We start from the raw sequence: 13,185 nt of genomic DNA on the forward strand, positions 1-13,185 counted from the left end.
GCCCATGCCATTCCAGCCAGCCGCAACCGTTCAACGTCGGAGCAGTGCTTTCGATAAAACCGTCAGCCCATGTATCGCTCAGCCACCGCCGATTGCTTGATTTGCCCCAGCAATCCTTGGCGCGCAGCTTGCAACGCATCCCAGCGAGCACCGTCCTGCAGCGGCGGAATGGTCACTGGTTCGCGGCGATCGAATCCGACCAGCGCGGCATCGACGAGATCGCTGACTTCCATGATTTCACTCAGCGTATTGATGTCGATGCCCGCGCGTTCCCAGATTTCGGTCCGGGTGGCTGCCGGCAGCACGGCTTGGACGTAGACGCCTTTAGGCGAGAGTTCGAGGCTGAGCCCCTGGGACAGGAACAGCACGAAGGCCTTGGTCGCGCCATAGACCGACATACCGAATTCCGGCGCCAGGCCGACCACCGAGCCGATGTTGATGATCGCGCCGTCGCCAGCCTTCGCCAGGCGTGGGGCGATGGCGCTGGCGAGCCGGACGAGCGCGGTGGTGTTGAGCGAAACCAGCAGCGCGACGCTGTCGGTGGTCTGTTCGATGAAACTGCCGGATTGGGCCGCGCCTGCGTTGTTGATCAAGAGGCCAATGTTGTCGTCGTCGCGCAGACGCGCTTCGACTTTGTTCAGGTCGGCGGTTTGAGTCAGGTCCGCCTGAAGCACATCGACGATAACGTTGTGTTCGTTGCGCAGTTCGGTCGCCAGCGCTTTCAGCCGCGCATTGTCGCGAGCCACCAGCACCAGATCGTGGCCGCGCTGGGCGAAGCGCTGGGCATAGACGGCGCCGATGCCGGTGGAAGCACCAGTGATGAGTACGGTTTTGCGAGTGGTCATGGTGTCAGTCTCTTCAGGGTAAGGAGGTGCGATTGGCTGCGGCGCTCAAGATGTAACCTGGAGCTGGATTGCATTGGGTCCGATTTATGATGATGACCGAAATCTAAACTGTCAACGAATTTGATTATGGTCGGCATCTATGTATGATGCGAAGCATGATTCGAGCGGCACGAGGTGACGAAAAATGAGAGTGACAAAGGCTCAGGCACAGGCAAACCGGGAACATATCGTCGAGACGGCGTCTGTCCTGTTTCGCGAACGTGGCTTTGACGGCATCGGCGTGGCCGACCTGATGGCCGCCGCTGGCTTCACCCATGGTGGCTTCTACAAGCACTTCGGCTCGAAAGCCGACCTGATGGCCGAAGCCGCGGCGGACAGTCTTTCGCGTTCATTGACCAGCGCCAGCAACTTGGATGTTGCTGGGTTCTTCGCCATGTATGTCTCGCGCGAGCACCGCGATGCGCGGGGCAATGGCTGCACGATGGCCGCCTTGTGCGGCGACGCGGCGCGTCAGTCCGATGAGGTGAAAACCACGTTTGCCAACGGAGTGGAGGGCACGCTGGCTGCGCTTGAGCAAAAGCTGGGGCCGACAGGCGAAGGGGACCGGGCAGCGATGATCAACCTGTTCGCCCATGCAGTCGGTGCGGTGATGCTGTCGCGGGCCTGTCCGGATGATGCTCCGTTGGCGGACGAGATACTGCAGGTCTGCCGTGATCGGATCCTGGCGTCCCTGCCTGCGTCCGAACCTGTGTAAAGCGCGACGGTAGCGCAATACGCTACCGCCGGCCGGATCAGAAAATGAATTTGAACAAGGCAATGACCACGATCAGGCCAATCAGGAAAATGATCCCAACGGTACCACCAAGAAATTTCAACATAGGAACGCTCTCATCGGATGGGCTTAGTTTTCTAGACCCCCGGCGAGCGCGCGCGGTTCGTTAAATTTTTGCAATGAGTCGACGGTTAGATGGACACGGACCGCTCAGTGGACGGCCAGAGACCTCGGGACGGAAACCTGTTCGAATTTCGAAACGGTCTTGATCCAGTAGCGCCGGTAATCGGTCTTGTCCGGTGCCAGTGGTTTATGGCTCGACCAGGGATGCTCCGCCTTCAGGCTGGCTCGATAAGCCTCCCATTCCTTCTGTTCGGCCGCTTCCCGGGCTTTGTTTCGGTCATCGAACCAACCCAGTACATACGCATCGCTCTGGTCTGTCCCGCTCGCTATCAGCAGATATATGTCTGTCATCACCGGTTCCCGCCGTCATCCTGCTTACCCAGTTAATGGGCTCTTGTCATAGGTATCGGCCGCCGGTCCCGGTTTTTTAAGGCAATTGATAAATGGGGACGACGCGCTCTGCTCAAACATGGATAAAGCAGCGTTGCGAGAAAACGGGATTCATATTTCAGGCCACCAAAGGCTCTGGTAACGGGCCGGATAAAACCGGCCGTGGTTCATGGGGAACATCGCGCGCCCAAGAAGGTCAAGCGGATGGGCGCGGCGATGGCGAACCCACCAAGGCCAGCGGGCTAAACCAGAGCCGGTCCCTGGGGACCAGGGGAGGCGAGTCAATCAAATGTACTCCGGTGTACATTCGACGGGCATCCGAGTACATTCGCGTTACGTATGTTCAATAAGGTGGATGCAAAATGCCCCAGGTCGGGAAGGCGCGTGGCAAGGCCCAGGACGCAGGTTGGCGGGGGTCGCCCGAAGGCTGGCTGGAAGCGGCCTACGAGGCTTTGAAGGAGTCCGGCATCGATGCGGTCCGGGTCATGCCGTTGGCCAAGCGCCTGGGGTTGTCACGCACCAGTTTCTATTGGTTTTTCGAGGACCGCGAACAGCTGCTGGCGGCTTTGCTGTCGCGCTGGCGCGAGACCAACACCGGTGGCCTGATCCGTCAAAGCGAAAGCTACGCCGAGAGCATCTCCGAGGCGATCCTGAATGTCTTCGAGTGCTGGCTCAACCCACAACTGTTCGACTCGCAGTTCGAATTCGCAGTGCGCAGTTGGGCACTCCAATCCGCTGAAGTGGCCCAGGAAGTCGCCGTTGTCGACGAGCAGCGAATGGGCGCCCTGGCGAGCATGTTCAAGCGCTTCGGCTACGACAGCCAAGGGGCCGACGCACGAGCGCGAACGATCTACCTGACCCAGATCGGCTACATCACCATGAACACCAGCGAGTTGATCACCGTGCGTTTCCAGCGCATCCCGCATTACGTGAGCATTTTCACCGGCAAGGTGCCCAAGCAGCGCGAGCTGGACCGTTTCTACGGCAAATTCGGTTATGCCGAAAAAGAGCCTGGGGTCTTTGTGCCGCTGGTGGAAACCTTTGAAGAGACCGCTGGAAAATGACCGAGCCGACGCTGGGCATCATCGGCGGTACGGGCTGGCTGGGCGGGGCGATTGCCAAGGCCGTGCTGGCGAAGAACCTGCTTCCGGCGAGTAACCTGGTCGTATCCAATCGCTCAGGGACTCATCCATTGGCGCGGCAAGGCGTTTGCCTGGTCGCCGATAACCAGGCACTGGTGGACCGTAGCGACATCGTCATCATCGCGGTACGACCCGAGCAATTCGCCGGCCTGACCCTCAACGCGATGGGCAAGACGGTCATCTCATTGATGGCCGGCATCACGGCGCAGGCTATTGTCGCGCAGTCCTCGGCTTCAAGCGTCGTGCGGGCGATGCCCAATGCGGCGGTGGAAATCGGGCAATCCTTTACGCCTTGGTATTGCGCTGGCGCGGTGGAGCCGGCGACGAAAAGCCTCGTCCAGCGCTTGTTCGAATGCGTGGGCACCGCTGCCGAGGTCCAGCAGGAAGATTTCATCGACTATCTCTCCGCGCTTTCGGGCACCGGCCCGGCCTTTCCTGCTCTGTTGATGACGGCATTGGCGAATCAGGCGATGGCAGCCGGCATTCCTGCGGAGATTGCACAGCTAGCCGCCCAGAATGTCGTGGTCAACAGCAGCCAGTTGCTCGCCAGTCATGATGCCCGGCAGATGATCGATGCCCTGGTCGCCTATCGCGGCGTGACGGCCGCCGCCTTGCAGTCGATGACCCAAGGGCATTTCGAGGCGCAGGTGGGAAGGGCGTTGCAAGCTGGCGCCGCCGTGGCGCGTAAAGGACTCCAAGCCTGACGCGTGCATATACAGGGACTTGTGGGAGCCTGCCCGCGAAGTCGGAAGCCAATCCAACATCCATGTGGCTGAACCACCGCTTTCGCGAGCGAACTCTTCTTAAAGGTCCTTGACCAGCCGCAACGCGTCGTAGATTGCCGCATGGGTATTACGCGCCGACACCGCGTCACCAATCCGGAACAGTTGGAAGCGGCCGTCCGGGTTGGTCACGATGTCCTGGGTTTTCCCGGCGATCAGGTTGTGCTGTTCGACCGCGCCGTTGTTGCGCGAATGCGGGCGCAGCTCGAAGTACAGATCATCCAGGGGCAGGGTGCCGTGGTTGACCACCACCTGGTCGACCACGCGCTGCTTGTGCACCTGGCCGTAATCGCTGCCGAAGCTGGCAACCAGTTGCCCGTCGCGCTTTTCCACGGAGTCGACCCGATACGTGACGGTGAAGGTGACGTTCAGGTCTTGCAGGCTGCGCATGTACGGCACCAGGTTCATGGCCATCACCTCCGGCGCGAACGATCGGTCGGGCGTGACGATCTCCAGTTTCGCGCCGCTGTTGGCGATTACCTCGGCCGCCTGTAGCGCCGCGTGGTCACCCGCGTCGTCGAAGATCAGCACGTTCTGGCCGGGCTTGACGTCGCCGGAAATGATGTCCCAGGTCGACACCACCAGCTCATTGCCTTGCTTGAGCACCTCGGTATGGGGCAAGCCGCCCGTGGCGACGATCACCACGTCCGGTTGTTCGGCCAAGACCGTCTCGGCTTCGGCCCAGGTATTGAAGTGAAACTTCACCCCCAGCCGTTCGCATTGCGCCATGCGCCAATCGATGATGCTGATCATCTCGCGTCGACGTTCGCTCTGCGCGGTCAGGCGGATTTGCCCACCTGGCTGGTCGGCCACTTCGAACACCGTGACATCATGGCCGCGCTCACCGGCCACCCGCGCCGCTTCCAGGCCCGCCGGACCGCTGCCGATCACCACGACGTTGCGCTTGACCGGCGCCTTGGGGATTTCGTGGGGCATGGTGGTTTCGCGCCCGGTGGCGGCGTTGTGGATGCAGTACGCGGCGCCGCCCTGGTAGATGCGGTCCAGGCAATAGTTGGCGCCAACGCAGGGGCGGATCTCTTCTTCACGTTTTTCAATGATCTTGCGCACGATATGCGGGTCGGTCATGTGCGCGCGGGTCATGCCGATCATGTCCACCTTGCCCGAGGCGATGGCGTGTCGTGCCGTGGCGACGTCCGGGATCTTCGCCGCATGAAAGGTCGGGAAACCGGTGGCAGAGCGGATCTCGCCAGCAAAATCCAGGTGCGGCGAGTTGCGCATGCCCTGGATCGGGATCACGTCGGTGAGGCCAGCGTCGGTATCGATGTGCCCGCGCACGACGTTGAGGAAATCCACCAGGCCGCTGTCCTTGAGCATGTGGGATATCTGCAGGCCATCGCTGGCACCGAAGCCGCCGGGCAAATCTTCGTCACCGGTGTAGCGAACCCCCAGCAGGAAATCCTCGCCGCAACGCTGGCGGATACCGCGCAACACATCGAAGGTGAAGCGCATGCGGTTTTCCAGCGAGCCGCCGTAAGGCCCGTCGAGATCGTTGGTCAGCGGCGACCAGAACTGGTCCATGAGGTGCCCGTAGGCCTGCAGCTCCAAGCCATCAAGACCGGCGGCCTTCATGCGTTCGGCGGCGTCCACGTAATCCTTGATGATCCGGTCGATATCCCAGTCTTCCAGTTTCTTCGGGAAGGCCCGGTGGGACGCCTCGCGACGATGGGACGGCGAGACGACCGGCAGCCAGTCAGCCTTGTCCCAGCGCGTGCGACGGCCCAGGTGGGTGAGTTGGATCATTACGGCGGCGCCGTGTTCGTGGCACTCGTCGGTCAGGTCCTTCATCCATTTGACCACTTCATCCTTGTACGCCAGCACGTTGTTGAACACGGGCGGGCTGTCCCGGGAAACGGCAGCGGAACCCGCCGTCATGGTCAGCGCCACGCCGGCCTTCGCCCGTTCGACGTGATAGGCACGGTACAAATCCTTCGGCATGCCATCGACCGGATACGCGGGCTCGTGGGAGGTGGTCATGATCCTATTCTTGAGCGTCAGATGCTTGATTTTGTAGGGCTGCAGCAGAGGATCGCTGGACATGGTGTTGCTCCCGGAACAGAACATCAGGCTGGGTTTTGACATAACGGTATGTTGAATGTTCATGTGTGTCAACTAGTGGGACACTGGTGTACATTTTTCTTGCTTGATGGAAAAACCGGGATTACCATCCAGTCGAAACGGGGGTGATACGGCCCCTGCGGCCCGCCATCCCGCCTCGATCCACGTGGAAGGGGCTATGCGAAGAACAATGAAAATGCTCGGTGCGGTTAGGCGCGCCATCGACCCGAATGTAAAAGTCCGGGTGAAAGCCGCCGGTCATTGCGGTTGGAAACGCCAAAGGGCGGAGGAGGGCAGGAAAACGTTAGTCCCCGTGATTTTCATAACTAGAACTTACCGATGGCCGCCTGCGGTCATGATGGGAAATGAATGCTTCTGCTGTTCTGCCAATAACTACTAATACAGTCTGCGGAGATGCACATGATGACGTTACCCAGTAAAACTTTTATCGGCTGGTTTGCAGGCCTCGCATTAGCCTGCAGCAGTCTGATCGCTCAAGCCGAGGAACCCACGCCCATCCGTATCGGCTGGGTGAACTGGTCGGATACGGAAATCGCGGTAAAGCTGGCGAACACCGCGTTGCAAGATCACCTCAAGCAACCGGTCAAGCTGGTGCTGGCCGATATCGGCATCCAGTTCCAGGCCCTGGCTAACGGCAATATCGATCTGATCCCGATGGTCTGGCTGCCCAGCACCCACAAGTCGTTCTATGACAAGTACAAGGACAGGCTCGAAGACCTCGGCGTGTTGTATGAAGGTCGAATCGGCATGGCGGTGCCTACCTCCATTCCAACCAGCGAGATCGCCAGTGTCGAAGACCTCAACAAGCCCGAAGTCCGGGAGAAACTTGGCGGCAAGATCCTCACCTCGGAAGTAGGTAACGGTCAGTACAAATTGACTGAGAAAGCCATCAAGGAATACAAGCTCGATGGCTACAAGATGGTGGCGTCTTCAGAGTCCGGAATGCTGAGCGAACTGGATCGCAACCTCAAGCGCGACAAATGGTCGTTGGTCAACGCCTGGAGCCCGCACTGGATGTTCGCCAAATGGCCGTTGCGCTATCTGGATGATCCGAAGCAGATCTTCGGTGGCGCCGAGCAGATCCACGCCGTCGCACGCAAAGGCTTCAGTGCCGAGCATCCGGACGTGGCTCGCTTCTTTGCCAACTTCAAGATTCCGAAAGCGGACCTTGAAAAGTTGATGGCGGATGCCCGCGAAAGTACCGCGGACAAGGTGGTTGCCGAGTATTACGCGGCGAACAAGCCTCGCTTCGAAGCGATGTTTGGCAGCCAGACGGCTTCCGTGGCGCCAGCCCAGTAATCGCCGTTGATATCCGACAGCTGTTGCTGTCCGGTGCCCTTGGTCAAGCTCCAAGGGCACTGCTGCCGAGTTCTCTCGCATGTCTACGCAGTGCGAGGTCTGGGGCTGGCGGAAGTGCAAGCCCTGTATGCGGTGTTCCCCTTGATGACATTGGCATTGGCGGGGGCGTTTCTAGGCGAGTTCCTTGCTGTGCTCCCCACATTTGATCTTCAGTGGACGTAAGCTCGGTTTAGAACTTGAAGCGCCCCACCAATCCCTTGAGCTGTCCGGAAATATCCGTCAACCGCCCTGAACCGGTCTGCGCCGTATGGGCAAACTCCTCGACCAACTGCGCATCGGAATGAATCTGCGCGATGTGCCGGTTGATGTCTTCCGCCACTTGGTGCTGTTGCTCCGCAGCGGTGGCGATCTGGGTGTTCTGGTCGCGAATCGAGTCCACCGAGGTGCGGATCTTGTCGAAGCTGTCGCGAGCCTGCTGGATGCGCTCGACGCTGGTGTGCGACACCTGCAGGCTGTTCTGCATCTGTTGCGTCACTTCTTGGGTGCGCCGCGCGAGGTTGCCGAGCAGGCTGTCGATCTCGCCGGTGGAATCGGCGGTACGCCGCGCCAGGGCGCGCACCTCGTCGGCCACCACGGCAAAGCCGCGGCCCTGATCGCCCGCGCGCGCCGCTTCGATGGCCGCATTGAGCGCCAGCAGGTTGGTCTGTTCGGCGATCGAACGGATGGTGTCGAGGATGGTGTTGATGTTCTTGCTGTCCTGCTCCAGCGCCTGCATGGTCTGGGTCGACTGCTGCAATTCCTCACTCAGCTTTAGCACACTGCCGGTGGCTTCGCCGATGTGGTGCTGGCCGTCATGTACATCGCGATAGCCGGTGTCCGCGCTGACGGCGGCCTGGCTGCAGGAGCGGGCCACCTCGTTGGCGGTGGCGACCATTTCGTTGAACGCGGTGCTCACCAGCTCCACGGCCTGGCGCTGGCGCCCGGCGGCATCGTTCATGTTCTGGGCCACGTTGCTGGTATCGGCCGCGGCAGTTTGCAGGTCGGAAGAAGCGCTGCCGATGCGCTGCATCAGTTGCGCGATCATGGCCAGGAACTGGTTGAACCAACCCGCCAGGGTGGCCGTTTCGTCCTTGCCCTGCACCGACAGTTTGCGGGTGAGGTCGCCTTCACCTTCGGCGATTTCCTGCAGGCCGTTGGCAACGCCACGGATCGGTCGGACGATGACGCTGGCGAAACTGGCACCGACGATGGCGAAGACTACGGCCAGTGCGGCGGCGATCACCGCGATCAGCCAGGTCAGGCTCGCGGCTTCGGCCATCACTTCGTCGCGCTTGATCAGGCCGATGAAGCGCCAGCCCAGGCTTTTGGAGGTGACGATGTTGGCCATGTACGGCACGCCGTCGATCTCGATCTGGGTCGCGCCATCGCTGCTCTTGGCCAGCGCGGCGTAATTGGGGCCGAGGTCGGCCAGCGGCTTGAAGTTGTGCTTGGCATCGGCGGGGTCAACCAGCACGTTGCCGCTGCCCTCCACCAGCATCAGGTAGCCGCTGTCGCCCAGCTTGATGTTCTTGACCAGTTCGGTCAGTTGCTTGAGCGACACGTCCAGGCCAACGACGCCGACCAGCTTGCCGCTGGCATCGGCGACGGTGTGCACGATGCCGATCAGCGACACGTCGTCCGGTGCCCAGTAGTAGGCGTCGGTCTTGACCGTGGTGCCCGGCGCGGCGATGGCAGCCTTGTACCAAGGGCGCACGCGCGGATCGTAGTTGGAGATCTTCGGATCATCCGGCCAACTCGCGTAGCCGCCGTCCGCCAGGCCCAGGGACAGGTAGGCGGTGGTTGGATGGCTCTTGGCGAACTGGTCGAAAATCGCCAGGAGTTGTTTGTTGTTCTCGGTCAGCGGGATTTGCGCAGCGTCGGCGCCGGAATAGTTCTTCAGGTCCTTGGCCGCGACGATCCTTGGGTCCTTGGCGAAGAATTCGACGTTCTGCATGATGCCGTCGAAGAACTGCTTCATGCCGTTGTCGATCTGGCGAATCTCGCGACCGCTGCTGTCCAGGAAGTTGGCTTGTGCCGCGTCGCGCAGGTTCAATACCACGAGCACCGCCACCAGGATCACCGGCACGCAGGCAATGGCCGCGAACGCCCATGTCAGCTTCTGTTTGATATTCATGACTTCTCCCGCAGGTATTTATCGGTGTTGGAACGGCGGAAACATTAGCGTCGAGCGTTGCGAACTCTGGAGGGAAAGCGCCCATGCCTACCCTCAGGCTATCGACCAAGGTCGTATTCCCTTGAGGTCACCACTTGTCGGAGGTCGTTATCGCTGACAGTGATGTCGCCCAGGCGAATGTCGCCTGGGTGGTTAATCGCGAAGATGGCATCGTTCGGGTTCTTTGCCCGGCTTCAGTCCAGATCGCCTTTCCGCATCACGAGGCCCCATGCCCAGCGCATTCGAAAGCGTACTCAAGAACAAGAACATGGCTTATCGGCCCCAAGGGACTGCTTCGGTCAGCCAGGCGCCGGTCCGCGTCGCGTTTGTACTGATGGACAATTTTTCGATGATGTCCTTCACCGGTGCGGTGGACGCGCTGGTCACCGCCAACCTGATGAACGACACGCCGCTTTATGACGTGTTGACGGTAGGTGCTTCCGGCGGGCAGGTGACGAGTGACCTGGGCATTGTCATTTCCACCGATGTCGAGCTGGCGCAACTGCCGGACAACCTGGACGTGTTGATTGTCGCCGGTGGCTTTCGCGTGAAACTGCAAGGCACGCCGCTGTTGCGACGCAAGCTGCGCGCCAACGCAGCGTCGGGTGCGCTATTGGGCGGTTTGTGGAATGGGGTGTTTTTCGTGGCCGATGCGAACCTGCTCGACGGGTACGAATGCGCGGTCCACCCGGAAAGCCGGGCGACGATGACCGAGATGTTTGCTCACGTGAAAGTCTCCAGCCGCGCTTATGTCGTGGACCGTGAGCGGGTCAGTTGCGCGGGCGCCAACAGTTCGCTGCGCATGATGCTCCAGTTGATCCGCCGCACGGGCGGGGAGGCGCTGGTGGGGGCCATCGAAGAGATCCTTCGCTGCGATGAGTCAGGGGACGACGCCTCGGACTTGCCGCCGATCTTTGTCGAGACGGACCCGACGCTGCCGGAAAGCCTCAAGCTGGCGCTGGAACTGATGTGGCAGAACGTCGAGGAGCCGTTGACGATCGATGAGCTGGCGGAGTGCGTCAAGGTTTCCAAGCGTCAGTTGGAACGGCGGTTCTGCCGGTTCCTCGGCGCGACCCCGACGCGTTATTACCTGGAGCTGCGCCTGACGCGCGCGCGCCAACTCATCCAGCAGACCAACCGCTCGGTCACGGAAATCGCCGTTGCCACGGGCTTCGTCAGCTCGCCGCATTTCCAGCGGCGTTTCCGGGACTTTTTCGGCGTGCCGCCTGGCAGCTACCGGTCGACGTTCGGGCGCAAATGAGGTTTAGCCGCCCACCGTTGCTGGCCTTGCGATTCGCCCCGCAGCGAAGTCGAGCAGCAAGGCCACGATAATCGCGCCAGCGGAAACCAGGAACAGCAACGCGTGGTGTCCACCGCTGGCATTGAACAGCGCCGAATAGCCAAACCCGGCCAGCGCCTGGAAAGTGGCGAAGGAAACGGTGGCGCGGCTCCAGGCGACTTGCTGGCGATGGTGGTCCGGCAGCAGCTCATGCACCCGGGCCAGGGCCAACGGCACGATGCCTGGCGGGAACGAACCGATCACCACGGCCAGCACGGCCAGCGCCAGGAAACTCTGGGAGGTCGCCAGCAGGCCGAGGGCTACGGCTTGGACGGCCAACACCAGTCGTATGCTTTTGCGCGCGCCCAGGTGGTCCGCCAGAAAACCATAAGTCACTGGCCCGACAATCGCCCCCAGGCCATACATCACCCATACCAGTGCACCGACGTGGGCGCCGGCCTTGAGGCCGCGGGCGACATAGTCCACCAGGAACACCATCGCCGGGACCAACCCCGCCGCCATGAAGGCGTATTGGGCAAACAACTGATAGACGGCGCGGGGCGTGGGTTCGTCCGGTGTGGCGTGTTTCGAGCCACTGTTCTGGTGCGCAGCGTCGTGCGGCCAACCGAACCAGCTCAACCCGGTCAGTACCAGCGACAGCACGCCGAGCCCGAGCCATGTGGCTTGCAGGCCGAGACTCAACAGCGGCGGCACGATCGTTCCGGAGCCGGCGATGCCCAGCCCGATGCCCAGGAAAATCGCACCACTGGCCAGGCCTCTGCGTGCGACGGGCACATGGGGCAGCACGGTGGCGGCCACCAGCACCATGATCGCGCCGCCGGCGATGCCCGACAGCAGCCGCCAGGCGAAATACCAGGTGACCGACACAGGAAAGGCACAGGCGAAAAACGCAGCCGTCACGGCCAGCATCATCAGTCGCAATGCATTTTTATTGGACAGCCAACGGGCCATTGGCCGGCCGAGGAGGGCGCCGATCAGGTAGCCGACGAGGTTGGCGGCCCCGAGGTAGACAACGTCGCCTGCGCTGAACCAATGCGCTTCGATCAGCGGTGGAATCAAAGGGGTGTAGGCGAAGCGCGCCAGGCCGATGCTGACGAGGCTGGCGCAGAGGCCGGCGAATATCGGCAACCAGATACTGGTTGGAGGTGAATCGAGCGCCGCGGATGATGTACGCATGGTAGCGATCCCATAGAAGGTTCATGGCGTCCAGCATATCGGCTATTGTTGTTGCGTTTATGCAGCGATTACGCGGCGCGGTGATGCAACTATGCATCGGTAGGAGGATGGATGAATTGGGATGATGCACGGGTATTCCTGGCGGTCTGTCGGGAGTCGACCCTGCGGGGTGCGGCGCGTGTGCTGGGGGTGGACCAGGCGACTGTGGGCCGGCGCATCGTCGCGTTGGAGAAGTCCTTGAGCGCCGCTCTGTTCCTGCGCACGCCCGACGGTTACGCCCTGACGTCGATGGGCGAGGCCGCGCTCAAGTCCGTGGAGAAAATGGAGCAGTCGGCCCTGGAGCTGGAGCGTCGGATACAAGGCCTCGACGATCGGCTGGCGGGCAATGTGCGTGTCGCCACCACCGATTCATTGGCGATCGACTTCCTGATCCCCGCCATTGCCCGTCTGCACCAACGCCACCCCGACGTGCGCGTGCAGCTGGACGCTTCCACGCAGATCACCAGCCTGGTCAAGCGCGAAGCGGACGTTGCCGTGCGCAACACCCGGCCGGACAATCCCGACCTGATCGCCCGGCGGATCGCCCGTTGGCCGGTGGGGTTGTTCGCGTCGCGCGAATATGTCGACGCCCATGGCGAGCCGACGCCGGGCAGCGCGTTCGAAGGCCATGACCTGGTGGTCTACCAGCCATATTTGCAGGCGCAAAAGGACTTTACCCTGGTCGCCGAGCCGGTCAGTCGTGGGCGGATCGTTGCCGGCCTGAGCTCAAGCTTGTTGGTACGTCGGTCGATTGCGGCAGGGCTCGGAGTGGGGGAAATCCCGGTGTACATGGGCGAGCGCGATGGACTGGTGCGCCTGTGGCCGCAGCGCACGCGGCCGCTGCCCTACGAGGTCTGGCTGGTGACGCACGCGGACTTGCGCCATACGGCGCGGGTGCGGGCGGTGATCGATGAGATTGTCGCGGCGTTTTCCCAGGAAAACCAATGACGCAGGATAAAAGAACCTGTGGGAGCTTGCTCGCTCCCACAGGATGCCCTGCATGCAGGC

Annotated in this window: 12 protein-coding genes and 1 pseudogene; 6 read left to right on the plus strand and 7 right to left on the minus strand. The window is 61.5% G+C overall.

Going from position 1 to position 13,185, the window contains the following annotated elements:
* Nucleotides 1-62 precede the first annotated feature (62 nt).
* The gene (locus tag VQ575_RS09595; protein WP_325919525.1) at nt 63-845 is read right to left on the minus strand and encodes an SDR family NAD(P)-dependent oxidoreductase; all 783 of its coding nucleotides are present in this window, start codon (nt 843-845) and stop codon (nt 63-65) included.
* A gap of 184 nt (nt 846-1,029) precedes the next feature.
* On the opposite strand from VQ575_RS09595, the gene VQ575_RS09600 reads away from it, so the two are divergent.
* A complete protein-coding gene (locus VQ575_RS09600; RefSeq protein ID WP_045155638.1) occupies nt 1,030-1,599 on the plus strand; it encodes a TetR/AcrR family transcriptional regulator in 570 nt (189 codons plus the stop codon).
* Nucleotides 1,600-1,636: 37 nt separating this feature from the next.
* Here the strand turns inward: VQ575_RS09600 and VQ575_RS27350 are convergent, their stop codons facing one another.
* On the minus strand, nt 1,637-1,723 hold the full coding sequence (locus tag VQ575_RS27350) for a small membrane protein YohP (RefSeq protein ID WP_442087941.1): 87 nt from the start codon (nt 1,721-1,723) through the stop codon (nt 1,637-1,639).
* A gap of 104 nt (nt 1,724-1,827) precedes the next feature.
* Nucleotides 1,828-2,091 carry a hypothetical protein gene (locus tag VQ575_RS09605; protein ID WP_039592842.1) on the minus strand — a complete coding sequence of 88 codons (264 nt, stop codon included), beginning with the start codon at nt 2,089-2,091 and terminating at the stop codon, nt 1,828-1,830.
* Nucleotides 2,092-2,492: 401 nt separating this feature from the next.
* On the opposite strand from VQ575_RS09605, the gene VQ575_RS09610 reads away from it, so the two are divergent.
* Complete coding sequence (locus VQ575_RS09610; RefSeq protein WP_039592843.1) at nt 2,493-3,194, plus strand: TetR/AcrR family transcriptional regulator; 702 nt, start codon at nt 2,493-2,495, stop codon at nt 3,192-3,194.
* Entirely contained in the window at nt 3,191-3,976 is a 786-nt protein-coding gene (locus VQ575_RS09615; RefSeq protein WP_325919526.1) for a pyrroline-5-carboxylate reductase family protein, read from the plus strand. The genes VQ575_RS09610 and VQ575_RS09615 overlap by 4 nt, the downstream gene beginning before the upstream one ends.
* 99 nt (nt 3,977-4,075) lie before the next feature.
* On the opposite strand, the gene VQ575_RS09620 is transcribed toward VQ575_RS09615, so the two are convergent.
* On the minus strand, nt 4,076-6,112 hold the full coding sequence (locus tag VQ575_RS09620; protein WP_325919528.1) for an NADH:flavin oxidoreductase: 2,037 nt from the start codon (nt 6,110-6,112) through the stop codon (nt 4,076-4,078).
* Between the two features lie 438 nt (nt 6,113-6,550).
* Between VQ575_RS09620 and VQ575_RS09625 the strand changes: the two genes are divergently transcribed.
* Nucleotides 6,551-7,450: a glycine betaine ABC transporter substrate-binding protein gene (locus VQ575_RS09625; protein ID WP_039592846.1), complete on the plus strand. Its 900-nt coding sequence runs from the start codon at nt 6,551-6,553 to the stop codon at nt 7,448-7,450.
* Between the two features lie 229 nt (nt 7,451-7,679).
* Here the strand turns inward: VQ575_RS09625 and VQ575_RS27190 are convergent, their stop codons facing one another.
* Entirely contained in the window at nt 7,680-8,534 is an 855-nt protein-coding gene (locus VQ575_RS27190; protein WP_411829969.1) for a methyl-accepting chemotaxis protein, read from the minus strand.
* Between the two features lie 6 nt (nt 8,535-8,540).
* Nucleotides 8,541-9,623 (minus strand): annotated as a pseudogene (locus tag VQ575_RS27195) (HAMP domain-containing protein); the annotation flags it as partial.
* A gap of 268 nt (nt 9,624-9,891) precedes the next feature.
* Here VQ575_RS27195 and VQ575_RS09635 point away from each other — a divergent pair.
* A complete protein-coding gene (locus VQ575_RS09635) occupies nt 9,892-10,923 on the plus strand; it encodes a GlxA family transcriptional regulator (RefSeq protein WP_325919529.1) in 1,032 nt (343 codons plus the stop codon).
* Between the two features lie 3 nt (nt 10,924-10,926).
* Here the strand turns inward: VQ575_RS09635 and VQ575_RS09640 are convergent, their stop codons facing one another.
* On the minus strand, nt 10,927-12,138 hold the full coding sequence (locus VQ575_RS09640) for a YbfB/YjiJ family MFS transporter (RefSeq protein ID WP_325919530.1): 1,212 nt from the start codon (nt 12,136-12,138) through the stop codon (nt 10,927-10,929).
* 111 nt (nt 12,139-12,249) lie between these two features.
* On the opposite strand from VQ575_RS09640, the gene VQ575_RS09645 reads away from it, so the two are divergent.
* Nucleotides 12,250-13,125: a LysR family transcriptional regulator gene (locus VQ575_RS09645; RefSeq protein ID WP_198726768.1), complete on the plus strand. Its 876-nt coding sequence runs from the start codon at nt 12,250-12,252 to the stop codon at nt 13,123-13,125.
* Nucleotides 13,126-13,185: the final 60 nt, after the last annotated feature.

The organism is Pseudomonas frederiksbergensis, from assembly GCF_035751725.1.
GTDB lineage: Bacteria > Pseudomonadota > Gammaproteobacteria > Pseudomonadales > Pseudomonadaceae > Aquipseudomonas > Aquipseudomonas frederiksbergensis_A.